Origin of the sequence: Lysinibacillus sp. UBA5990 (assembly GCF_002429815.1) — a bacterium.
GTDB classification, from domain to species: domain Bacteria; phylum Bacillota; class Bacilli; order Bacillales_A; family Planococcaceae; genus Lysinibacillus; species Lysinibacillus fusiformis.
The window spans coordinates 314,132-337,574 of the sequence record NZ_DJAY01000015.1; the positions used below are offsets into that span (position 1 = coordinate 314,132).

Here is a 23,443-nt window from a genome sequence, read left to right on the forward strand (position 1 = left end):
TCATTCATAATTAATAGCTAAGTGTTTTTGTATCATTTTGCTATAATAGGTGAGAATAGTACACCTAGTTACATTTTAGCCTGAAGAGCTTAGCACATCGGTGACGTACAATTTTCATAGATGTTTTTACATACGTAAAGACGTTTATAAAATGAAAAAGTTCTAGCTAAAGTCTTTATAATGTAAAAAGCTTCATGTCTACAATGTTTACGCAAAGTCGTAAATGATAGGGGGTTTATTAACTTGGAGAAAAAGAAAAAGCGTCTCGTACTACGGACTGTCATTTTAGCAGTATTAGCCTTGGCAATCGGGTACACGGTATATGGAACAGCAACAAAGGAAAAAGTAGAGTTAGTAGCAGTTGGCTCAGAAGCACCTGACTTCACGTTAGTAGATTTAAACGGTGAAAAACATAAATTGTCGGATTATAAAGGACAAGGGGTATTTTTAAATTTCTGGGGAACTTGGTGTAAGCCATGCGAAAAGGAAATGCCTGCGATGGACAGACAGTATCAAATATTTAAAGATCAAGGTGTACAAACTTTAGCGGTCAATATCGCTCAAACAGATTTTGAAGTACAGAATTTTGTCGATCGATATAAATTGTCTTTCCCAGTAGTCATTGATAAAACAAAAAGTGTTATGACTGCCTATAACGTAGGTCAATTACCTGCTACGGTGTTAATTGATCCAGAAGGAAAAGTGGTAAAAATTATTACTGGTGAAATGACAGATGCAAATATTGCTTCGTACATGGAATTAGTGAAGCCGAAATAAGGAGTAAATGACGATGGAAAAAATCATTTGTGCTTGTGGTCATAGTAATCCTTACGGCACGAAGCTCTGTGAGAAATGTGGTCGTCCTTTAACGGAAGAAGAGAAGCAAAATAAAGTTGTCGATATGCGCTATGATGGTACTGCCATTCGTTCTAAGACTTATAATAAATCGATTGTCGACAAAATTTGGAATTTCTTCTCGAGTGTTAAAGTTGGTATATCTTTAATTATTATCACATTGATTGCTGCTTCAATCGGAACATTACTACCACAAGAGTTTTACGTAAAAGCCTCTGATATGGAGAAAGGCGCTTATTACGCTGACGTATATGGTACGTTTGGTAAAATTTATTACACGCTAGGACTCTCAGATTTATATAGTTCATGGTGGTTCCAAATTTTAGTTGGCATGTTAGCTGTGTCAATTATTGTAGCGAGTCTGGACCGAGGCATCCCGCTCTATAAATCTCTAAAGAATCAACGTGTTAAAAGACATGAAAGCTTTATGAAGCGTCAACGCATTTTTGGTGAGGGGCAAATAACGGCTGACGCCGAGGAAACGCTTGATAAAGTGGCTCAAAAGATGACTGAAATGAGATACTCTGTCCGTCGAGATGGTAGCGCTCTCTTAGCTGAAAAAGGTCGCTTTTCTCGTTACGGTCCGTACATAAACCATGTTGGTCTCATTATCTTCATAAGTGGGGTTATGTTACGTCTTGTACCAGGCTTCTATGTGGATGAGTCGATATGGGTCCGCGAGGGAGAAACACGTGCTATTACTGGCATGGACGGTTATTTTATTGAAAACAGAGATTTTATTTTAGAAACTCATGATAATGAACCCCAAGGAGAGCAAGTAAAGCAAAATGTTAATGTTGTTGCAAAAAACTTCCAAACTGACATTACGCTTTACAAACAGCCTAAAGATGCAATCCCGGGTGATACGGAAAATCTGGAAAAAGTTAAAGATTATTCGATTCGTGTCAATCACCCATTAAAAGAAGATGGCTACGCTCTTTATCAAATGGATTATCGTCTGAATGAATTAAAGCAAATGAATTTTGAATTAATTAATAAGGCGAGTGAAAAATCACTTGGTAAAGTGGAAATTGATTTAACAAATCCTAAAAAAGAATATGATTTAGGTAATGGGTCTTCCGTGCAAATTCTAGTTTATACACCAGATTTTGATGGCTTTGAAAATGGAGAACCCCAAACAAAAACATCAATTCCAAATAATCCAGCATTTTTATTTAAAATGACTACGCCAGAAACACCAGAAGGCGAAGTAAGTTTTGTGGAAATTATGCAGCCACCACTAGAACCGCTGGGTGAAAATCAATACAGAATGAAATTTGCTGCAGCAGAGATGCGTGATATGTCTGGTATTACGGTCCGTAAAGATAGTACAATTCCTATCTTATTTGTTGGTGGAGTTATCTTTATGCTTGGTGTCGTAATTGGATCATACTGGAATCACCGTCGTTTATGGCTTCAAGTTGAGCCGGATGGCCGTGTTTTAATGGCTGCCCATGTTAATAAAAATATGTTCAGCATGAAAAAGGATTTAGATGCTGTTACAGCATTTGCTGCATTGCCTCCATACAAAGATCAGTTAGAGAAAGAAGAGGCTGGCGAAGAGTCCACGGATGGTGGCATTAAAGAAAAGGAAGGTGACAACACCTTATGAGTTTGATTGACATAAGTGGAAACCTGTTATTTGTAGCTTTTATTGCTTATTTAGTTGCGACGTTATTATTTGGTGGTTCCATTAAGCAAGCGAATGCTACGGGTAAAAACACTGGTAAATGGGGTAGGCTTGCCATTGTCGTAACAATTATTGGATTTGTATCACAGCTTGCCTACTTTATTACACGATGGATTTATACTGGACATGCGCCAGTAAGTAATATGTTTGAATTTACAACTGCCTTTGGTATGTTCATTGTTGGTGCGTTTATTTTAATTTACTTTATTTATCGTTTATCTGCACTTGGATTAGTAGCATTACCAGTAGCACTTTTAATTATCGCTTATGCTTCAATGTTCCCGAAAGAAGTAAGTCCATTAGTGCCCTCATTACAAAGCCATTGGTTAACAATTCACGTGATTACAGCGGCATTAGGGCAATCTATTTTAGCGATCAGTGCTGTGGCTGGACTTATTTACTTATTAAAGGTTGTAGATTTAACGAAGCCTTCTAAACAACGTTTTTGGTTAGAAGCTGTTATGTACTGTCTTGTAGTAGTTGTTGGGTTTGTCGCTGTGACATCTACATTCAGTGCAATGGATTATGAATCTAGCTACAATTACGTGGATAAAGAAGGAACAACGCGTAAAATTATTTACAATTTACCACCAGTTTTCGGTATGAATGAGTATGAGGCGGTTGAAGAGCATGGCATGTCACCAATAGTAGAAATGCCAGCATTAATTAATGCGAAGAAATTAACAACTGTCTTTTGGTCTTTATTAGTAGGGTCTGTATTGTATTTATTAATTCGCTTAATTGCACGTCGTCGAATAAGTGCTATTTTCCAACCACTTGTGAAGCGTGTTAATTTACAATTACTTGATGAAATTGGCTATCGTTCAGTGTTAATTGGTTTCCCTGTATTCTCCCTAGGCGCTTTAATCTTTGCGATGATTTGGGCGCAAATTGCTTGGAGTCGTTTCTGGGGTTGGGATCCTAAGGAAGTATGGGCTCTTATTACATGGTTATTCTATGCGGCATTCCTACATTTACGTTTATCAAAAGGCTGGGAAGGTCAAAAATCTGCTTGGTTAGCATTAATTGGTTTCGGTATTATATTATTTAACCTAATTGCTGTTAACTTAATTCTTGCAGGTTTACACTCCTACGCATAACCTGTGAAACAACAAGCCTTTTCGCTCTAGCGAAGAGGCTTTCTTTTCTTTTCAATATGTGTCACACCATGTACAATAGAAGTTAGAGAAAGATTGGAAGAGAGGGATCGTGAAAGTGTCAGAAAATATTTCAGTATTAGTAGTAGATGACGAGGATCGAATTCGCCGCTTATTAAAAATGTATCTGGAGCGAGAAGGATACCTTGTTGACGAGGCAGAAAATGGTGAACAAGCGATCGAAAAATCTTTAGAAAAAGAATATCACTGTATTTTACTTGATATTATGATGCCTGAAAAAGATGGGCTAGAAGTGTGTGCAGAAATTCGTGAACGCGCTGCAACTCCTATTATTTTATTAACTGCTAAAGGCGAGGAAGCTAATCGTGTTCAAGGCTTCGAGCTAGGAGCAGATGATTATATTGTAAAACCATTTAGTCCTCGTGAGGTAGTGTTACGTGTGAAGGCCATTTTACGTCGTTCACAGGCATTCTCACCAACGACAAATGCATCCTCTTCAAAAGATTTAGTGGTGTTCCAGCATTTGATGATCGATCATGATGCACACCGTGTAACGGCAGAGGGCATTGAGGTGAATTTAACACCAAAAGAGTATGAATTACTTTACTTCTTAGCGAAATCGCCAGACAAAGTATTTGACCGTGAACAACTACTAAAAGAGGTTTGGCATTACGATTTCTTTGGTGATTTACGTACAGTTGACACACACGTAAAGCGTTTACGTGAAAAGCTCAACCGTGTTTCTGAAAACGCTGCTAAAATGATTGTGACGGTTTGGGGCGTTGGTTACAAATTTGAGGTTGTCAATGAATAGAATATGGAATAGTGTTGTCGGGAAGCTATGGGTAACCATATTGCTTCTCGTTTCATTTGTATTATTTGTTTTCACGGTATTAATGCTTGAATTTCTTCAAAACTACCATATGCAGCAAGCGGAAATATCTTTACGTCAAACCGCTGCCACTGTGGCAAGTATAGTGGATGACAATGAAACAGCTGAATCGACTTCGGAATTATTAAAAGATATTTTACCTAAAGGCACCAACGCACTAATCGCAATCAGCCATGTAGAGGTATCCTTTGCTATGCAAGAGGGACTCAATAAAAAGGAAATTCAAGATACTATTTTGGCAAATAAATCTTTCCGTGAAGTTTTTCAATCAGATGAACCAATTACTAAAGAAATGATGATGCCCTCCTCTACAGATCAAGAGAAAATGGAATCTTACGTTGTACTTGGTTTCCCATTAAATGTAGAGAATGCTGTACATGGAGCAGTTTTCATCTATCAAAGCCCCGATGCCCTACATAAAACGTCCAAGGAAACGACGAAAATTGTCTTTTTGGCAGCTTTCATAGCATTTGTCTTGACTACATTTTTTGCGTTCTTCTTGTCTTCACGTATTACTTCACCACTTAGAAAAATGCGTGAGCTGGCATTTGAAATTGCAAAAGGGAATTTTGAAGCGAAAATGCCTACGACTCAAAATGATGAAATTGGACAGCTGGCAGTTGCTTTCAATCAAATGGGTCGTCAATTAAAGCATAATTTAGAGGTCATCAATCAAGAGAATGAACAGTTATCCAATATTTTGACATCCATGACAGATGCAGTGATCACATTTAATCGCGACCGTACAATATTATTAAGTAATCCACCAGCGGAACGTCTGATGCAAAAATGGTTTGTAAACAAAGGCTCACAAAGTGCTAAGCCAATACCGCCAGAGCTGTATCATATGCTGGACCATGTACTAATGTTTGAGGATAAGCTAGAAGAGGAAATTGAAATGGACGGTAATTACTATACGTTTACAATTAGTCCTCTTTATAGTGGAGAAATCATTCGTGGTGCAGTCGCTGTTATTCGTGATATGACTGAACAACATCGCCTAGAAAAACTTCGATCCGATTTTATTGCGAACGTCTCTCATGAATTGCGGACTCCAATCGCCATGCTTCAAGGCTACTCTGAAGCATTGATGGATGATGATTTTATTCAAGATCAGGAAGAACGTAATGAAATAACTAAAATTATTTATGATGAATCCAAACGAATGGGTCGCCTTGTCACGGATTTATTAGATTTAGCACGCATGGAATCGGGACATATGACGCTCTATAAAGATGAATTACCAATTAATTCTACATTCGAACGTATTACTCACAAATTTGCACAGGTTGCAAAAGAAAAGCATATTCGTCTACTATTTGATAGTGAATTTAATGACGATGCGATGATTAATATAGATGAGGATCGCATTGAGCAAGTACTCACAAATTTAGTCGACAATGCACTAAGACATACGGACGAGGGATCTGTCACAGTAAAAGTGGAGCAGGAGCCAACATTCGCTAAAATTTCTGTTCAAGATACAGGACATGGCATTCCTCAAGATGATTTACCTTATGTCTTTGAACGCTTTTATAAAGCAGATAAGGCACGTACTCGATCTAAGGGGGGTACGGGACTTGGCTTAGCCATTGCACGAAATATTATAAAGGCACACTCAGGAAATATTATGGTAGATAGTGTGCTTAAGGAAGGTACTACCTTCACATTTTATTTACCATTCGATTAATAACATGGTTTGTTATTAGTTGACTGTAACTTCTGCGAATGTAAGACGACAAATAATATAGAACGGGGGTGGAGTGCATTGAATGACTCCGTGTTCCATCGACTATACGATGCCTATCATCAAGACGTGTTCCAGTTTCTAATTTATCTAGTAAAAAACCGTACACTTGCTGAGGATTTAGCGCATGAAGTTTATGTAAGAGTATTGCGCTCATATGATCAATTTGCAGGCAATAGTAGTGAGAAAACATGGCTTTTTGCAATAGCCAAAAATGTTGCGATTGATCATTTTAGAAAGCAAGCTGTGCGTCAGAAGCATTCGCTTGATTTCTTTGACTGGGAAACGGAACAGCTCCATTCAAACACACCATCACCGGAGGAAATGCTACAGGCCAGTGATGAATTTATGCAAGTAGAGTCAGCATTAGAAAACTGTACTGGCGATCAAAAAATGGTCATTATTATGCGCTATTTCCAGGATTTATCGATTGCAGAAACGGCGCAAATACTTGATTGGACAGAAGCGAAGGTAAAAACAACCCAGCATCGAGCCATTAAATTTTTAAGGCAACAGCTACAGCCGATCAGAGAACAGGAGGCGAAACGGCAATGACACATAAGCCATTTGATGATGAGCAGCTTGAACATGTACTGAACAATGCCCCTAAGCTTTCTGACCACCGTTCGAAAGAAGATATATTAAATCGGTTAATGGCGGATGCTCGCTTGCAAGATAATATCCACCTTCAAGAAGCTATGCAAGAACCTATAGATGATGAACCATCTCAACAGGAAGATGCTATTATTAAAAAGCCTGCGACAAAATCAAAAGTACGTAATATGCAGATTTATATGAGTGTAGCCGCAGTTTTTGTGCTAACAATACTAGTTAGCACAATATTGAAGAACAACCAAGGTGAGCAAAAAGATCAAGCGAGTATTCCTGAAACGGCACAGTATTCTACGATGCAAGAGGATTCAGCAGCAAAGGAAGCGGCAACGCAGGATGAAGTGCTGGATTCCAAAAGTATTGTCGCCGAACATGAGCGCATTTTATCTTTACGTACATCTGTCTATGAGGAGGATGTAAAAGATGCTGTCGTATTCCGTATTGGTTTGGCAGGGCGTGATGCGGAAAGTGTTCCTATGACGTATGTGATACCAAATGAACGTGTGGCTACTGATTTTGGAGAAGAGAAGCCTTCTACCCTACGGATGTATGAAAAGTATGCTCCTCAAATTGACGAGGAGGCTAAAGGATTTACAGAGTATCATCCTTATAAAGGAGAGCTGAAGGAAAAGGAAGATAAGCTCATCCATGTCTTGCCAAAAGAGAATGACTATGATGTTGCCTCTGCTACAGTGAATGAATATAAAGGCACAATGGAAGATACATTCTCGAACTCTGAATATACCGAAGTAGAAATCCAAAATGAAGATGGAACCCTATATGAGTTTTCTCAAGAAGGTGAGCCAAGTCAAGCAATGTCATTAACGAATGCAAAGAACTTTAATTATTACTTGTACCATGATACCAATGGTGCAGAATATTTATCACCAGATTTCCGTCAATCTTTTGAGACAGTCACAGAGGCACTTACAATGATGAAAAATAAAAATGATGATGTCTATACATCCGTAGTGCCTGAAAATGTAACATACACAGTCACTGAACAAGCAGAAGGTGTAGTTGTTACTTTTGATATTCCACTTGATTTAACATCTATGGAACCAATACAAGCAACTCAATTAATTGAGGCCATGATGTTAACTGCTGCTAGCTTTAATCAACAGCTACTTTTAGATAATGTTGTGCAAGAAAGCTGGGAAGGGTTTGATTTGAAGGGTTATTTACCAAAGCCAGTGGGACCGAATAAACAGTTTTTACCATAGTCGAAGGAAGAAAAAAACAAGAGAGGCATTCCTGCATGGCGGGAGTGCCTTTTCTATTTATAAAGCATAGCAATTTAATCGGATTTTTTTGAGCAGAACTATTTACTTTTACTTAGTAATTCTTTATAGTAAAGCTGTAGAATAAAATAATATGATTCATCTTCGGGGCAGGGTGAAAATCCCGACCGGCGGTAATAGAGTCATAAATCGCTAGTGAATACATTCATTAGCTCGTTTGATTTATGTTAAACTCTTCAGCCCGCGACCTGTGCGAATTTTCGCATGGCTGACTTGGTGAAATTCCAAGGCCGACAGTTAAAGTCTGGATGGGAGAAGATGAAGGTACGATCGTCATTCATTGTCATGAAATGAACTATGACCGAGCGCTTTTTTGTATGGCTTATCAAACAGTGCTCAAAAATAGTAAATGAGGACGCTTATTCGTTATGCCTTTCTCCCTTATGCTTTATTAAACGCATAAGGGTTTTTTCATGAAACAATTGAAAGATCGTCACCTTTCTTCTTGCGAGATTGAATCAGCAAAGAGGAGAGAGTTTTCTATGAAGAAAAATGTCAAACTTCAATCGTTTATTACGATTGGTATGCTGAGCAGTATTTCGTTTTTATTAATGCTTTTTAATTTCCCAATTCCGCCATTCCCAGCATTTTTGGAAGTGGACTTCAGTGATATGCCTGCCTTACTTGCAGCAATCACGATGGGACCTGTAGCTGGTATTTTAGTAGAATTGTTTAAAAATGTGTTGGATTGGATTTTCTCAGGCACTCCAACAGGCGTTCCGGTAGGGCATATGGCTAATTTTGTAACAGGTATTTTATTTATCTTGCCAGTAAGCTTTATTTTTAATCGCTTTAAAACAATCGCTGGTCTTGTTGGAGGTTTAGCAATGGGAACAGTTGTGATGGCAGTAGGAATGAGTGTTTTAAACTATGCTGTATTTTTACCAATGTACACTTACTTCTTAGGGATGGAGCCTGTTGTAGGTGATTCACTTTATAAAATGATTGTCGCTGGTATTTTACCATTTAATATTGTCAAAGGTATTTTATTAACGGGAATTATGGCGTTATTATTTACGACGATGCGTAAATGGATTGACCGCCAGCGTTCTATGTATATAACAAAATAAATTGTACTAAACCTCGAGGGATCAACTCGAGGTTTTTTTATGGGGTGGAATGTAGAAAGAAAAATAGAAAAAGGTAATGGGTAGTCAAATTAACACTAGTTCTTTTTTAGTAAAACCTAGTCGAAAGCTATATTTTCATGTAAAATTAGAGAAGAGTTTAGAAAGTTTGAGGAGTTTGAAGAGATGAGTGGAAAAAAAGGACAGTGGTCTAGTAAGTTAGGATTTATTTTAGCATCAGCAGGTGCTGCAATTGGACTAGGAGCGATTTGGAAGCTCCCGTATGTAACTGGGCAAAGTGGCGGTGGCGCGTTTTTCTTAATCTTTGTACTGTTTACATTGTTAATTGGGCTCCCAATGCTATTATCTGAGTATATTTTAGGACGAGGTACACAGTCAGAGGCAATCACTGCCTATAAAAAAATTGCTCCTACGAAAAAAGGATGGGCATGGATTGGCCGCATGGGTGTTCTCGGATGTTTTTTATTACTAACATTTTATAGCGTTGTCGGGGGCTGGATTTTTATTTATAGCGGGCTAGGAGTAGCGGGTGCTGTCATTGATCCGGCTATTGATCCTGGAGAACTATTTGGAAAAATAATTGGTACACCGTGGATTACACTTGTAGGTTTGGCTTTGTTTACATTAGCAAACGTACTTGTAATTTCATTAGGTGTTCAAAATGGTATTGAAAAGGCGAATAAATGGATGATGCCATTGCTCTTTATTATGTTCATTGTCCTAGTGATACGTGCTGTCACATTAGATGGCGCCATGGAAGGGGTAAAATTCTTTTTATGGCCTGATTTCTCGAATATTACCGGAAAAGCTTTATTAGAAGCTTTAGGGCAATCATTCTTTGGATTAGCAGTTGGATTTTCTTGTCTTGTTACATATAGTTCCTACCTCAAAAAAGATGTGAGTCTACCGAATTCAGCAGGCTCCGTGGTTATGCTGACGGTACTTGTTTCATTTTTAGCTGGACTAGCTATTTTCCCGGTTGTATTTGCTTTTGATTTAGAGCCGGCAGCTGGGCCGGGCTTGTTATTTATGGTGCTACCGACAGCATTTAGCCAAATGCCATTTGGGGAAGTATTTTTAGCGATGTTTTTATTATTATTCTTATTTGCCACATTAACGTCCTCGTTTAGTTTATACGAAATTATTGTTGCGGCATTTATGGAAAATAGTCAGAAGTCTCGCTTGGTATGGACTTCATGTCTTGGTGTAGTCGTCTTTCTTGCGGCCATTCCAGCATCTCTTTCCTCTAGCCTGCTAGCGGATGTATCCGTTTTTGGAAAGAATATTTTTGATGCAACTGACTTTTTAGTATCAAACTTAATGCTACCATTGGGTAACTTGTTCATTGCAATTTTTATCGCATATGTCGTGGATAAGGAATTTGTGAAAAGAGAACTGCTAATGGGAAGCCAAATGGGTCAAGGGTATTATTCGATTTACAGGATATTAATGTTAGTCATAGTACCTGTTGTCATTCTCGTAGTGTTCGTAAATATGCTATTACAATATTAAATATATATATAAGGTGTATCCATTAAGTAAATGGGTACGCCTTTTTATGTATCGAAAATCAAGATGAATATATTCTAAAAAAACGATGTTATAAAACCTTACATATATATTGCTGAAAATAAAAAAGTGATGTATTTTAAAAGCAGTCATAAAAAAATGTGTTAACTAAATTTACATTGGAGTGGTGGAAAATGAAACATTATACAAAAGAAGGTATTATACGCCGAGTAAAGGAAGAAAATGTGAAGTTTATTCGCCTACAATTTACTGATATATTAGGAACGATTAAAAATGTAGAGATACCTGTGAGTCAATTAGAGAAAGCTTTAGACAATAAAGTCATGTTTGATGGCTCTTCGATTGAAGGCTTTGTACGTATAGAGGAGTCAGATATGTATTTAAGACCAGATTTCAATACATTCGTAATTTTTCCTTGGACAGCTGAAAAGGGTAAGGTGGCACGTCTTATTTGCGATATTGCAAGGCCAGATGGCTCACCATTTGAAGGAGACCCACGCTCTAATTTAAAGCGCGTTTTAAAGGAAATGGAGGAGTTAGGCTTCACTTCCTTTAACTTGGGCCCAGAGCCAGAATTTTTCCTTTTTAAGCTAGATGAAAAGGGGCATCCGACACTTGAGCTAAATGATAGTGGAGGTTATTTTGACTTAGCACCGACAGATTTAGGGGAGAATTGTCGTCGGGATATTGTTTTAGAGCTAGAGGGGATGGGCTTTGAAATTGAGGCTTCTCACCATGAAGTAGCACCTGGGCAGCATGAAATTGATTTTAAATATGCTAGTGCCATTGAAGCATGCGACAATATTCAAACATTTAAATTAGTCGTAAAAACAATCGCTGCACAGCATGGGCTACATGCAACATTTATGCCAAAGCCACTATTCGGAGTTAACGGCTCTGGCATGCATTTTAATCTATCGTTATTTGAAGGGGATAAAAATGCATTCTATGATGAACACGCAGAACTTCAATTAAGCGCTACAGCACGTAGTTTTATGGCAGGAATTATCCAGCACGTACACGGATTTACGGCAATCACGAATCCACTTGTTAATTCTTATAAACGATTAGTTCCAGGCTATGAGGCTCCATGCTATGTTGCATGGTCTGCTCAAAACCGTTCACCACTTATTCGTATACCAGCAGCTCGAGGATTATCAACACGAGTTGAATTACGTTCAGTTGATCCAGCGGCGAATCCTTATTTAGCAATGGCTGTGATCTTGGCATCGGGACTTGATGGCATACGCAAGGATTTAACGCCTCCAGCAGCGGTAGATCGAAATATTTATAAAATGACAGGTCCAGAGCGTGAATTAAATGGCATTGATAGCTTACCCTCTTCATTAGAACATGCGTTAATTGAATTAGAAATGGATTCAGTTGTACGAGACGCTCTAGGTGATCATATTTATGAAAAGTTTAATGTTGCCAAAGAAATCGAATGGGATAAATACCGCACACGGGTCCATAACTGGGAGCGTGAAGAATATTTAACGATGTATTAAAAAATATTGGAGCTAAAAAGCTCCAATATTTTTTTACTGACTTTAATACCCTTTTGATCTATCATTAAGGAAAAGGGGTGTGGGCAATGACACAAACGACTCAAGTTGTGACAATTCAAAACAACGATATTGTGCAATTTGAACATGATATTAATCGGGCTTTATTAGATTTAAGTTACTTTTTCATACTTGATATCAAATACAATACCCTCTATATCGGAGAACAGACGGTCATCCATTCTGCCTTAATTATTTATCAACATCAAGACGAAAACAGCCAGTAATTTTATATGTAAAAAGATGGTCATGTCGAGAGGACGTGACTTTTTTTATGGAAATAAAGATGAGAGATGGTCGATCTTCTGGGGATGTTATTGGTAGTCGTGCGAAGATCCCAGCATTACCCTCTCCTTATTTAAGGACACTAAAGGTCTTGTCCGTTATATAAATATATCAATGTTATTTTTTAATATATTTTGATATTTAGTACAATGGAATTTAGAGGAGAAAGAGTAAAAAACGTATGTAAAGTACGGCATTAGGAAATGTCATAGTGATGTTAAACTACTTCTAAATGTACCTGTCCAAAGTTAGCATAAAAAGACAGGCTGGAAAGCATGAACTATTTTAAGATTTTATCAGGGAGTGAGAGCAATGAGTTGGATTGAGTCGATTCAAAAAGCCATTAATTTTATGGAAGATCATTTATTAGAAAACATAACCATTGAACAAATTGCACAGGAGGTTAATTCATCTGTCTTTCATTTTCAGCGAACATTTGCGATTTTAACGGATATGTCCATTGCGGATTATCTAAGACGGAGGAGATTAACATTAGCAGCCCAGGAATTAATGGATACAGATCAAAAAATAATCGATCTCGCCTACAAATATGGCTATGAAACTCCTGAAGCTTTTACAAAAGCGTTTCGTAAACAGCATTATGTAACGCCGAGTGAAGCGAGAAAGAGGCAAGGACCATTACAATCATACAATCGCCTGGTTATTCAGGTAAGCTTGAAGGGAGCAGAACCAATGAAGTATAAAATCGTAGAAAAAGACAAGTTTCAAATTGTTGGTGTAAAAAGAACTTACAATTGCCAAGATGGAGAGAATACTCGAGAAATCCCATTATTTTGGCAGGGAATCAATGAGAGTGGCTTCGATCAGCAGCTATATCAATTAAATAATGGCAATATCAATGGGGTACTGGGCGTTTGTGTACCAAATACAAGCCAAGGACAACAGGGGTTCATTGATTACTGGATTGCTACAAATCATGAAGGGGATGTAGGAGAAGATCTATTAACAATGGAAGTGCCTGCATCAAAATGGGTTGTATTTGAGGTACATGGCCCTATGCCAGATGCCATGCAAAATACGTGGAAACAAATATATTCAGAATGGTTCCCATCCAATCCATATGAGCCAGCAGGAACAGCGGAGCTTGAGGTGTACCCTGAAGAAGATGCATATAGTCCTGATTCATACTCAGAAATTTGGATTCCGATTAAATAACGATAAAGTAAAGCCAAGAATGCTAAACAAATGCATTCTTGGCTTTACTTATTGTCGAAAGAAAAAATATCCTTTTTTTAGGTATCATAAAGATGTAAAATATATATATGTTTGAGATTAAATGTTTTTATTTTAATCGTTCCATATTTTGATGAGGGGGTTAAAGTATGAAAAGAGGTATGATTCAAAACAAACGGGTAGAAATTTCTAATGATGAAGCACAGCAATTTTTGAAGATGGGGAAAGTAGCGCATGTTGCGACGGTTGATGAAGAAGGATATCCTTATGTGATTCCATTTGTTTATGTGTATGAAGGAAATGACAAACTTTATTTGCATATCGGTAATATTCGAGAAAGCCATTTTTGGTCCAATATTAAACAAAACCCTAAAATTAGTATAGAAGTAAGTGAAATGGGCGATTTACACCCTGGGAAAAAATATGCTTGTCAATCTGCACTTGTCTACCAAAGTGTAGTGCTATTTGGACAAGTTGTAAGAATTGAAGAGGAGTCAAAGAAGGAATGGTTCTTTGATGTGCTTTTAGAGAAATATGGAAATCCTGAATGGACATTTGAAAAAGAGGGCTATCCAATTATGCCTAAAATAGAGTTATTCGAAGTACAAATAGAAAAGTTAACGGGGAAAATTAATCACGGCATGTATCACTAAGCAAAAAGCTAAGAATGGTTAGGTAGCCATTCTTAGCTTTTTATATTACCCTTTACATAGTACGTATACTTGTAAATTTTCTTCAGTACTATCATAGCCCTGCAAAGTAAAATTCAATTTCTGCAAGACTTTGATGGAATTAATATTCGCGGCATTGACCTTTGCTACAATTGTCGTCATCTCCAAATGTGTAAAAGCAACATCGATTAAAGCAATGATAGCTTCTGTGGCGTAGCCCTTTCCCCAATGAGTCTTCGCCAAGTCATAGCCAATTTCTGCGGTAGCATTATCGAAGTCCACATTATTAAATCCACAGGAGCCAACGATATTATTACCTGTCTTTTCAATGATAGAATAGCGAATGGCAGTATGTTCATTAGCTAATTGATTTAGTAATTTAATCATTTCTAGCGCCTGTTCTTCGTGAGTAAAGGTTGAGATATTCATAAATTTGGTCACTGCAGGGTCTGACCAAATCGCCCATAAACTTTTAGCGTCGGCACTAGCAACTTTTCGTAATAATAATCTTTCTGTGTCCATACATTCAATCAATACTTTTACCTCCAAGATTTTAATGATGTTGGATGAAAAATATTGCTATCTGTGCATAATTCAGTCCCTTCAACTAGATCTATATTTTATTATAGAATATAAGGTACTTAATGCCAATAAAAGGGGGAAACATCGTGATAAAAGTTACAGTAAAACATTATCCAATTATTAAACAAAACATTCAAAGGGCACCAACATTTGTTTATAGTATACTCGATCAATTAATAGAAGGGACAGTCTATACAGATACAGCTACTTTTCAAACGCTACTAATACACACAAAATCAGGAATTTATTTTGTATATGGTGATTCCACTACAACTGAGATTGACCGTCAGCTTGCCATTTGCCTCGAGCTATCTATAGAGGAAGGGAAGCGCTTTACCTTATTTTCTTATTCAAAACAATGGAATACTAAAATTGAACAACTTTTAAATGGGCGGCTAAGAAAAATAGAGCGCTATACCTTTACATTTGATAAAAGCTTGTACGGTAGGAAGGAGGAGCAAGAAGTATCCAATTTTGAGGTGATGCCAATTGCTCAACTACATATAAAAAACGCAATGGAGTTTACATATGCTTACTATGATGAATATTGGGATTCTACGGCTAATTACCTGACTAATGGTTTTGGTTTTTGTTTAATACATAAGGAGCAAATCGTCAGTGAAGCTGTCTCTATTTTTAAATCAAATGAATATGCGGAAATTGATATTATGACAGATTCGAATTTTAGAGGTCAGGGATTGGCTAGTTTGATCGCGACAGCATTTATCAACCATTGTTTGGCAAACGAGCTAAAGCCTTGTTGGGATAGTGATATCTCAAATACAGCATCGATTTATTTAGGAAAAAAGCTTGGCTTTACAGATCCTCAAAAATATGCGATTTATACAAAAAAGTAGCCCCCGCTGTTTTCAACACAACGTGAGCTTCATTATTAAAAGAATCGATTACGTAGTTCAAATACCCGATTGAACAGTCTTGCATCTCTCGCCATCTTATTGGGTGCATGCATGTGAGGTCTGAGGCATTGCTGAAACAGTTCATCACAATATCTTATGCTACCGTAACGATCATAGCATTCATCATGTAGTTTACAGCAATTATCCACTGCATTTGTGGGCTCACCTGGTCCTGAGCAACCAGGTCCACAGTATCGATAGCCAGGGTAACAAAAACCAAATTTGCGATTTCTTTTCATGGGAGAAACCTCTCTTCTGCTATGTTCTTACTATAAAGTATGTTATTTTTTTCGGGAGAATCGGATAAAAAACTATAAAGTTAATCTTTTGATTTGTAAGGTTCCTGTAAGCTTAAAAAAAAATAGTTGTAAGGATGAGGAGTTATGCTAGCTATAACATAAAAGATAAGGAGTTATTTGAACATGAATCCATCCGTTACACAAAAAGAACGAATTCTTTCCTTGGACATTATTCGAGGATTAGCGTTATTTGGCATTTTATTTATTAATGTAGGAGCCTATCAGGTCATTATAGAGGGCGGCCCTATGCCTGATTATAGTGGCATCAATGGAATGATCGATTCACTTATTGATATCTTTATTGAAAAGAAATTCTTTTCAATCTTTTCCTTCCTATTCGGTGTTGGTTTTTATATTTTTGCTTCTCGGGCAGAAGCTCGTGGAGATAAACCAAAACGACGCTTTGCAAGACGTTTAGTTGCATTATTGATTATTGGTATCATTCATATTTTCCTGTTTTGGGGTTCAATCTTAGCTATCTATGCAATTATTGGATTTTTATTGCTACCATTTTACTCTGCGGAAATTTCAACAATTTGTAAATGGCTTTTTACAATCATTACACTTCATATTCTTGCTATATTAGGTCAATTGTATATGCCAACTAATTCGATAATGGCCACTATTTTAGGTCTTTTAGGGAATGATGCTATCGCTATATTTATCATGTTTTTAAGTGGATTTTTAGTAGCGAAAGCGGGTTGGATTAGTCATATTGGAGCTCATATCAAAAAAATAAAATGGCTGCTTCTTGTTACAGGCCCATTCTTTATTGGTTTTTCACTATGGATATGGTTTGCCTCACAAGCTGATGACCAACAGTTACAATCTATTATTGGTTTAGGAGTAGTTCCGACAACATATTTTTATGTAGCTTGTTTATTTATTATCTTAGAAAATCGTCAAATAGCGAAAGTTCTTCAGCCGATCGGACGAGTGGGACAAATGGCATTTACCAACTATTTAGCCCAAAGCTTTATTGGTATGGCAATCATCTCGATTATGGGCTTAGAAGTCGTTTCACCATCAGATATTGTAGTAATCGCAAGCATTATTTTTGTCATCCAAATGATCTTTAGTATGATTTGGTTCAAATTCTTTTCCATTGGACCATTTGAAAAACTATGGCGCTATATGACATATGGTAAAAAGATGGTGACAAAACAATCATAAAAGCTCTATGAATTTTTTCATTGATGAAAGAGAATAGAACAATAACTACAACAAAAATCGGTGAGACTGTGGAAAAGTTTCACCGATTTTTGTTCGTCTATTCATTCCAGCCCTTACAGACATCAATCCATTCTTCGTATGGCGTATAGGTTTCAAGTTCAGAAATAGTAACCTCTATCGCGGAATTACTACTGCCACATGCAGGAAAAACCGTTGTAAACCGTTTAAGCGATTCATCTAAATAAATGGCAACACCTTCATTCACGCCAAAGGGACAAACTCCACCGACATCGTGACCAATCATAGCTTCCACATCATCTTTGCCTAGCATCTTTGCTTTTGTCCCAAACACGGCTTTATATTTGGCATTATCGATTTTTGCATCACCGGCTGCCACAATTAATATAGCGCCATCATTAACAAGAAAGGATAAAGACTTTGCTATGCGGGCAGGCTCACAGCCAAGTGCCTGAGCTGCTAATTCCACAGTTGCAGAGCTCTCTTCTAATTCTTGTATTTTGTGTTCCACATGCCATTGGGTTAAATGGCTGCGTACTTTTTCTATTGCCATATGTACATTCCTCCTAATCATTCCTGTTGTGCCTTGATAGCCAGCATAGGCACGATCTTGTTCCAAACAGGTGTCGAATCAAGATAAATTTAATTTTAACATAATTTTCAGAATATAATATTGCGAATGCCTGCTTTTTCTAGTACGATTAATTTGAAAGTGTAAAATTACACTGGGGGTGCATCTTGATTAAATTTTTACAAATCGTGAGCGTTATGATTGGTTTATCAATAGTGACATTTGTCATACTGAATGGTCATCTGCATTTTCTGCAACTAGTTTATACAGTTCCAGTTTGTTTATTTGTGTTGTTTGTTTGTGGAAAATTGAATTGGATACATACAAAAAAGAAAAAGAGATGGTTAATGAGTGTATTAGGTGTAGCAATAGTGATTGCTTTAATTACTCCTATTCAACATTATTATAAGCTGAGTATTCCCACTGTAGATGCAGAAATTGATATATCTGCTTATCAACCATTTACGCGGGCCAATCAAGTGGTAAAGCCTGACGAAAAAGCCTCATTACATTTGACAGAGTCATTACCGCGTTTAGATGGAGCCACAGCTATGTATCCTTTATATGCAGCTTTTGTGGAGGCTATTTACCCTAAAGGAGACTACCAGCCATATAATAGTAAGGTCCAAGTGAGCCGTACGCCAGAAGCCTATCAAAATTTAATAGTAGGAAATGTGGATCTTATTTTTGTAGCAGCACCTTCTGTCTCGCAAGAATGGCAAGCAGAAAAGGAAGGTCTTACGTTTGATATGACACCAATTGGGCGAGAGGCATTTGTTTTTTTCGTCCATCATAAAAACAGTGTAGATAATGTTACATTGGAACAGGTGAAGAAAATATATGCTGGTGAAATTACCAATTGGCGTGATGTAGGCGGTAAGGATGAAGCTATCCGTGCTTTCCAACGTCCGGCGGATAGTGGAAGTCAAACGGCACTAGAAAAACTAATGGGCAACATGCCGATTATGAAGGCACCCTCAGAAAATATTGCCTCAGGAATGGGTGGCATTATCCATGAAGTATCACAATATCGAAATTATAAAAACGCGATGGGCTATACGTTTAGATATTATTCGACAGAGATGGTTCAAAATAAAAAAATCAAATTATTATCCATTGATGGAGTGGCTCCAACTAAAGAGAATATTCGAAATGGAACTTATCCTTTAGTATCCGAGTTTTATGCAGTCACAGCAGGGACAGAAAATGAAAATGTTCAAAAGCTAATCGATTGGATACTTACCGATGAAGGTCAAGCATTAGTAGAAAAAGTCGGCTATGTTCCAGTGGAAAATTATTAAATAGTTTGCTATACTAAGCTTAATAAAATATTGTAAAGTTTTCTAGGGTTCCGTAGCTGATGCTAGTCTGGTCCGAGAGAAAACCACAATTTTTTTTGTGACACGGAGGGATAAAAGCCTGGGAGATACTGTTGAAGGACAGTTTCTTCTAGGCTTTTTTGCTTGGCTAAAATCATGCAATTTGGCGAAAGCTGAGAAAGGATAGTCATCAAGGTAGTATTCATCGTGTCCTATAAAATGGAGGGATTTTTTATGAATAAGCATTGGTTAAGTGTCATTATCGCTGCTTGCTTTGAAGTAGGTTGGGTCATTGGTTTAAAGCATGCTTCAACTGTGTGGGAATGGATAGGCACTGCAATTGCAATCTATGTTAGTTTTTATTTGCTTATTAAAGCGGGAGAGCACTTACCAGTTGGTACGGTATATGCGATTTTTGTAGGCTTAGGGACAGCCGGCACAGTATGCGCGGATAGTTTGCTGTTTGGAGAGCCATGGAAGCTAGCAAAAATACTATGTATTGTTGTTTTATTGGCAGGGGTTGTAGGCTTAAAGCTTGTGACAGGAGAGCCGAAGGAAAAAGAGGTGACTGAATAATGGCATGGATGGCATTAATAATTGCAGGCCTATGTGAGATGATGGGTGTCTATATGATTAGTAAATATAATAACGAAAAAAATAAAAAAAACTTGGGATTATTGATATTTGCATTTACATTAAGCTTTGCAGGCCTTGCGTATGCTATGGAAACCTTACCAATGGGTACTGCTTATGCAATTTGGACAGGAATTGGTGCGGCTGGAGGAGCCTTGCTAGGAATGCTCTTCTTTAATGAATCCAAGGATTGGAGAAGAATTGTTTGTATAGTGCTTGTTCTAGGAGCAGCCGTCATGTTGAAAATATTGTCATAAAAGAAGCATATAAAAATGCACTTCCAGTTGAAACAAAGGAAGTGCATTTTTTTACATTATTTTTTTACATCTTTTGTCCATTCAGCTACTTTTTCTGGATTTGCTTCAATCCATTCTTTAGCAGCGTCTTTTGGATCTTTACCATCCATTACTTCTAGCATAACGCTTTCTAAATCTTCTGCTGTCCAGTGAAAGTTGTCTAACACTGAATACACTTCAGGTAAATCCTCTTTTAAACCTTTACGAACAAAAGTATTGATTGTTTCTTCGCCACCGTAAACACCTTTTGGATCTTCTAAATATTTAAGATCATATTTAGCAAATTTCCAGTGTGGTGACCAACCAGTAACAATAATTTCTTCCTTTTCTTTCAAAGCTTTAGCTAAAGAAGTAGTCATTGCACCAGACGAAGAAGTAACAAAATTCCAATCTGCTAAACTATCATATTCATCTAATGCTTTTTCAGTTGCTGCTGTTATACCAGCACCAGGCTCGATCCCAGTAATTGTACGATCAGCTTCATCTGTTAAATCTTCAATAGAGTTTGCTTTCATATAGCTTGGTACAACTAAGCCGATTTTTGCGCCAGCAAGGTTTTCGCCAAGCTCATCTAATTTATCTTTATATTTTTCATATTGTGATTCATGTGTATGTGGTAACCATGCAGCGACCATGCCGTCTGCCTCGCCTTTAGAAACTGCTTCCCACATAATGGCATTATCTAAAGGAGTTAATGTTACATCATAGCCTAAATCTTCAAGGACTTGCCCCACTACATTTGTAGAGGCGATTTCAGTATCCCACTCTACATAGGCTAAATTTACCTCCTTAGAATCACTATTTTTTCCAGAACCCGAGTCTCCTCCGCTACATGCAGCGAGCATGAAGCCTAAACCTAAAGCCATTCCTAATTTCGATAGTGTTTTCAGTTTCATCTAATCTCCCTTTCTGTACATCATTTCTATCTATTAAACTGCCTTCATGGCAAGAAAATAAACTAATTTTATAAGGCTTTCTTTTTATTGAAGCTTTGTGTTAAACGGTCAATAATAATGGCGAAAATAACTAAACCTAAGCCTGCAACGAAACCATTCCCAACCTGTGTACGTTGTAGGGCTGTTAAGACTTCACGTCCTAAACCTGGAGCACCAATCATCGAGGCGATGACTACCATAGAAAGGGATAGCATTACAGTTTGGTTAATACCTGCCATAATCGTTGATTTAGCAAGTGGGATTTCTACTTTAAATAGTTTTTGACTAGCCGTACTACCGTAAGAGTCTGCGGCTTCCACTAATTCTTTAGGTACCTGACGAATACCAAGGTTCGTCATACGTACAGTTGGTGGTAAAGCAAATATAACGGATGCGAAGACACCAGGTACAATTCCTATGCCGAAAAAGGCAACGGCCGGGATGAGGTAGACAAAGCCAGGCATTGTTTGCATGAAATCGAGTATTGGTTTAATAATACTTTCAGCGATTGTAGACTTCGACATGAGAATCCCAAGTGGAATACCAATGATGATGGAAATAATACTTGAAAAGATGACGAGTGTGGTTGTTTCCATCAGATTTGTCCAAAGACCTTGATTATAGATAAACAACAAGCCTATTAATGAAAATGAGGCAAGCCCGAATTTTTTACCAGTTGCATAAAAGGCAAAAACAACGACAAGTAAAATTAAAATAATGGCTGGGATACTATTTAACAAATCAGTGACCTGATTCATGAGTAGTTTTCCAAATTGCTGAATCGAGTTAAAGAACGCTGAAAAATTACTCGTCAACCAGTCCATAGCTGATTCTACCCATGGAGCTAGTGGTATTGTTGGAATATTATCTAAAAAATTATTCATGTACATCGGCCTCCTCATCACTCGTTGAAAGTGCTTGGATGACAACGCCTCTAATCAGTACACCAAGCAAGCGACCATCTTTTACAACGGCAATAGGAGTAGGTGAATTATAAATCATCCCTAATATATCCTGTAATAGCATGTCTGGCGGAACTGTTAACACTTCTGATTGCACAATCGAATGAACGGTTTGCTCTTGCTTCTTAGCTGAAGCTAATGCGTCGTCTGCTGTAATAAAGCCTTTTAAATGTCGGTTTTTGTCGACGGCCATTAATAAACTAACAGCTTCTTGTCGCATACGTTTTAGTGCTACTTTAGGGCCGTCTAAATCTACGTTGACATACACAGGTCGCACCATGACATTTTCAGCCGTCAATACTTTAGAGCGGTCCACATCTTCCACGAATGTTTTGACATAATCATTTGCTGGGTTGGTTAATATTTCTTCTCCCGTACCAATCTGAATGATAGAGCCATCCTTCATAATAGCGATTCGATCCCCAATGCGTAATGCTTCATTCAGATCATGAGTGATAAATAAAATTGTTTTTTTGACCTTTTGTTGTAGGTCGAGTAGCTCATCTTGCATTTCTTTACGAATCAATGGATCTAATGCTGAAAAAGCTTCATCCATTAATAAAATTTCAGGATCATTGGCAAGAGCACGCGCTAATCCAACACGTTGCTGCATACCACCTGATAATTGACTTGGGTATTGATCTTTATAAGCGAGTAATCCAGCATTTTCAAGAGCTTGCTCAGCTTTTGCTTGGCGTTCTTCCTTTGAAATGCCTCGGATTTCAAGGCCGTATTCGGTGTTTTGAAGTAATGTACGATGAGGGAATAAACCGAAGTTTTGGAAAACCATGCTCATTTTGTTTCTTCTTACAGTCCGTAAACTTTCTTTACCCATTTTAGAAATATTTTCTCCATCGATATATATATTTCCGCTCGTTGGTTCAATAAGGCGGTTTAAGAGCCGTATTAATGTTGATTTACCGCTTCCTGACAATCCCATAATAACGAAGATTTCTCCTTCGTTCACTGTAAAGCTTGCATCGTATACACCAACAGTTGCACCTGTTTCTTTTAAGATATCAGTTTTACTTTTTTGTTTCTTGACGAGTTCTAGTGCTTGGGGAATATGTTTGCCAAACACTTTAGATACGTGTTCTACTTTTAATTTTTCCATAGAAGCACTCCTTTCGTAGATTATTACTATTTGAGGATAGTGATACCCAAAAATAAGCAAGTAACAACCTTACTGT

General features: G+C 37.5%; 24 protein-coding genes and 2 riboswitches. Of the genes, 18 read left to right on the plus strand and 6 right to left on the minus strand.

The window, feature by feature from the left end; all coding sequences use genetic code 11:
* Window positions 1-243 precede the first annotated feature (243 nt).
* The 13 genes from resA (at window position 244) to B3D94_RS14110 (ending at window position 14,530) form a co-directional block, all read left to right on the plus strand.
* Window positions 244-777: a thiol-disulfide oxidoreductase ResA gene (gene resA, locus B3D94_RS14050; protein ID WP_069480468.1), complete on the plus strand. Its 534-nt coding sequence runs from the start codon at window positions 244-246 to the stop codon at window positions 775-777.
* Window positions 778-790: 13 nt separating this feature from the next.
* Entirely contained in the window at window positions 791-2,467 is a 1,677-nt protein-coding gene (gene resB / locus B3D94_RS14055; RefSeq protein WP_069480469.1) for a cytochrome c biogenesis protein ResB, read from the plus strand.
* The gene (ccsB, locus tag B3D94_RS14060; protein ID WP_291757848.1) at window positions 2,464-3,645 is read left to right on the plus strand and encodes a c-type cytochrome biogenesis protein CcsB; all 1,182 of its coding nucleotides are present in this window, start codon (window positions 2,464-2,466) and stop codon (window positions 3,643-3,645) included. Before resB ends, ccsB begins: the two co-directional genes overlap by 4 nt.
* Before the next feature lie 115 nt (window positions 3,646-3,760).
* Entirely contained in the window at window positions 3,761-4,477 is a 717-nt protein-coding gene (locus tag B3D94_RS14065) for a response regulator transcription factor (protein WP_004232215.1), read from the plus strand.
* Window positions 4,470-6,245 (plus strand): ATP-binding protein, encoded by a 1,776-nt coding sequence (locus B3D94_RS14070; RefSeq protein WP_069480470.1) that lies wholly within the window; start codon window positions 4,470-4,472, stop codon window positions 6,243-6,245. Before B3D94_RS14065 ends, B3D94_RS14070 begins: the two co-directional genes overlap by 8 nt.
* Before the next feature lie 78 nt (window positions 6,246-6,323).
* Entirely contained in the window at window positions 6,324-6,857 is a 534-nt protein-coding gene (gene sigX / locus B3D94_RS14075; RefSeq protein WP_036124281.1) for an RNA polymerase sigma factor SigX, read from the plus strand.
* Window positions 6,854-8,137, plus strand: coding sequence for an RNA polymerase subunit sigma (locus B3D94_RS14080; protein ID WP_291757849.1), 1,284 nt, complete (start codon window positions 6,854-6,856; stop codon window positions 8,135-8,137). Before sigX ends, B3D94_RS14080 begins: the two co-directional genes overlap by 4 nt.
* 154 nt (window positions 8,138-8,291) lie before the next feature.
* Window positions 8,292-8,479: riboswitch (FMN riboswitch) on the plus strand.
* 218 nt (window positions 8,480-8,697) lie between these two features.
* The gene (locus tag B3D94_RS14085) at window positions 8,698-9,285 is read left to right on the plus strand and encodes an ECF transporter S component (protein WP_069480472.1); all 588 of its coding nucleotides are present in this window, start codon (window positions 8,698-8,700) and stop codon (window positions 9,283-9,285) included.
* Window positions 9,286-9,468: 183 nt separating this feature from the next.
* Window positions 9,469-10,815 carry a sodium-dependent transporter gene (locus B3D94_RS14090; RefSeq protein ID WP_069480473.1) on the plus strand — a complete coding sequence of 449 codons (1,347 nt, stop codon included), beginning with the start codon at window positions 9,469-9,471 and terminating at the stop codon, window positions 10,813-10,815.
* Between the two features lie 191 nt (window positions 10,816-11,006).
* The gene (gene glnA / locus B3D94_RS14095) at window positions 11,007-12,341 is read left to right on the plus strand and encodes a type I glutamate--ammonia ligase (protein WP_036124288.1); all 1,335 of its coding nucleotides are present in this window, start codon (window positions 11,007-11,009) and stop codon (window positions 12,339-12,341) included.
* 86 nt (window positions 12,342-12,427) lie between these two features.
* A complete protein-coding gene (locus B3D94_RS14100; RefSeq protein WP_069480474.1) occupies window positions 12,428-12,625 on the plus strand; it encodes a hypothetical protein in 198 nt (65 codons plus the stop codon).
* Window positions 12,626-12,995: 370 nt separating this feature from the next.
* On the plus strand, window positions 12,996-13,859 hold the full coding sequence (locus B3D94_RS14105; protein WP_069480475.1) for an AraC family transcriptional regulator: 864 nt from the start codon (window positions 12,996-12,998) through the stop codon (window positions 13,857-13,859).
* Between the two features lie 167 nt (window positions 13,860-14,026).
* The gene (locus B3D94_RS14110) at window positions 14,027-14,530 is read left to right on the plus strand and encodes a pyridoxamine 5'-phosphate oxidase family protein (protein ID WP_069480476.1); all 504 of its coding nucleotides are present in this window, start codon (window positions 14,027-14,029) and stop codon (window positions 14,528-14,530) included.
* A 45-nt stretch (window positions 14,531-14,575) separates the two neighbouring features.
* Here the strand turns inward: B3D94_RS14110 and B3D94_RS14115 are convergent, their stop codons facing one another.
* Window positions 14,576-15,082 (minus strand): GNAT family N-acetyltransferase, encoded by a 507-nt coding sequence (locus tag B3D94_RS14115; protein WP_291757850.1) that lies wholly within the window; start codon window positions 15,080-15,082, stop codon window positions 14,576-14,578.
* Between the two features lie 134 nt (window positions 15,083-15,216).
* Between B3D94_RS14115 and B3D94_RS14120 the strand changes: the two genes are divergently transcribed.
* Window positions 15,217-15,987, plus strand: coding sequence for a GNAT family N-acetyltransferase (locus B3D94_RS14120; RefSeq protein ID WP_291757851.1), 771 nt, complete (start codon window positions 15,217-15,219; stop codon window positions 15,985-15,987).
* A 35-nt stretch (window positions 15,988-16,022) separates the two neighbouring features.
* On the opposite strand, the gene B3D94_RS14125 is transcribed toward B3D94_RS14120, so the two are convergent.
* Window positions 16,023-16,286 carry a Parvovirus coat protein VP1-like protein gene (locus tag B3D94_RS14125; protein ID WP_083244617.1) on the minus strand — a complete coding sequence of 88 codons (264 nt, stop codon included), beginning with the start codon at window positions 16,284-16,286 and terminating at the stop codon, window positions 16,023-16,025.
* Window positions 16,287-16,469: 183 nt separating this feature from the next.
* Here B3D94_RS14125 and B3D94_RS14130 point away from each other — a divergent pair, with 183 nt between their 5' ends.
* Entirely contained in the window at window positions 16,470-17,519 is a 1,050-nt protein-coding gene (locus B3D94_RS14130) for a DUF418 domain-containing protein (RefSeq protein WP_291757852.1), read from the plus strand.
* A gap of 97 nt (window positions 17,520-17,616) precedes the next feature.
* Here the strand turns inward: B3D94_RS14130 and B3D94_RS14135 are convergent, their stop codons facing one another.
* Window positions 17,617-18,090, minus strand: coding sequence for a YbaK/EbsC family protein (locus tag B3D94_RS14135; RefSeq protein WP_291757853.1), 474 nt, complete (start codon window positions 18,088-18,090; stop codon window positions 17,617-17,619).
* Window positions 18,091-18,275: 185 nt separating this feature from the next.
* Here B3D94_RS14135 and B3D94_RS14140 point away from each other — a divergent pair, with 185 nt between their 5' ends.
* The 3 genes from B3D94_RS14140 to B3D94_RS14150 all read left to right on the plus strand — a co-directional run bounded on the left by B3D94_RS14140 (window position 18,276) and on the right by B3D94_RS14150 (window position 20,317).
* The gene (locus tag B3D94_RS14140; protein WP_291757854.1) at window positions 18,276-19,409 is read left to right on the plus strand and encodes a PstS family phosphate ABC transporter substrate-binding protein; all 1,134 of its coding nucleotides are present in this window, start codon (window positions 18,276-18,278) and stop codon (window positions 19,407-19,409) included.
* A 31-nt stretch (window positions 19,410-19,440) separates the two neighbouring features.
* A riboswitch (guanidine-I (ykkC/yxkD leader) is annotated at window positions 19,441-19,536 on the plus strand.
* Between the two features lie 125 nt (window positions 19,537-19,661).
* Entirely contained in the window at window positions 19,662-20,003 is a 342-nt protein-coding gene (locus B3D94_RS14145) for a DMT family transporter (RefSeq protein ID WP_036124306.1), read from the plus strand.
* Window positions 20,003-20,317 (plus strand): DMT family transporter, encoded by a 315-nt coding sequence (locus B3D94_RS14150; protein ID WP_069480483.1) that lies wholly within the window; start codon window positions 20,003-20,005, stop codon window positions 20,315-20,317. Before B3D94_RS14145 ends, B3D94_RS14150 begins: the two co-directional genes overlap by 1 nt.
* Window positions 20,318-20,373: 56 nt before the next feature.
* Here B3D94_RS14150 and B3D94_RS14155 read toward each other — a convergent pair whose 3' ends face one another.
* From B3D94_RS14155 to B3D94_RS14165, 3 genes are all read right to left on the minus strand, one after another.
* On the minus strand, window positions 20,374-21,252 hold the full coding sequence (locus tag B3D94_RS14155) for a glycine betaine ABC transporter substrate-binding protein (RefSeq protein ID WP_069480484.1): 879 nt from the start codon (window positions 21,250-21,252) through the stop codon (window positions 20,374-20,376).
* A 68-nt stretch (window positions 21,253-21,320) separates the two neighbouring features.
* Window positions 21,321-22,175, minus strand: a complete 855-nt coding sequence (locus tag B3D94_RS14160; RefSeq protein WP_008174570.1) for an ABC transporter permease — start codon at window positions 22,173-22,175, stop codon at window positions 21,321-21,323.
* The gene (locus tag B3D94_RS14165) at window positions 22,168-23,367 is read right to left on the minus strand and encodes a quaternary amine ABC transporter ATP-binding protein (protein ID WP_069480485.1); all 1,200 of its coding nucleotides are present in this window, start codon (window positions 23,365-23,367) and stop codon (window positions 22,168-22,170) included. The genes B3D94_RS14160 and B3D94_RS14165 overlap by 8 nt, the downstream gene beginning before the upstream one ends.
* Window positions 23,368-23,443 lie beyond the last annotated feature (76 nt).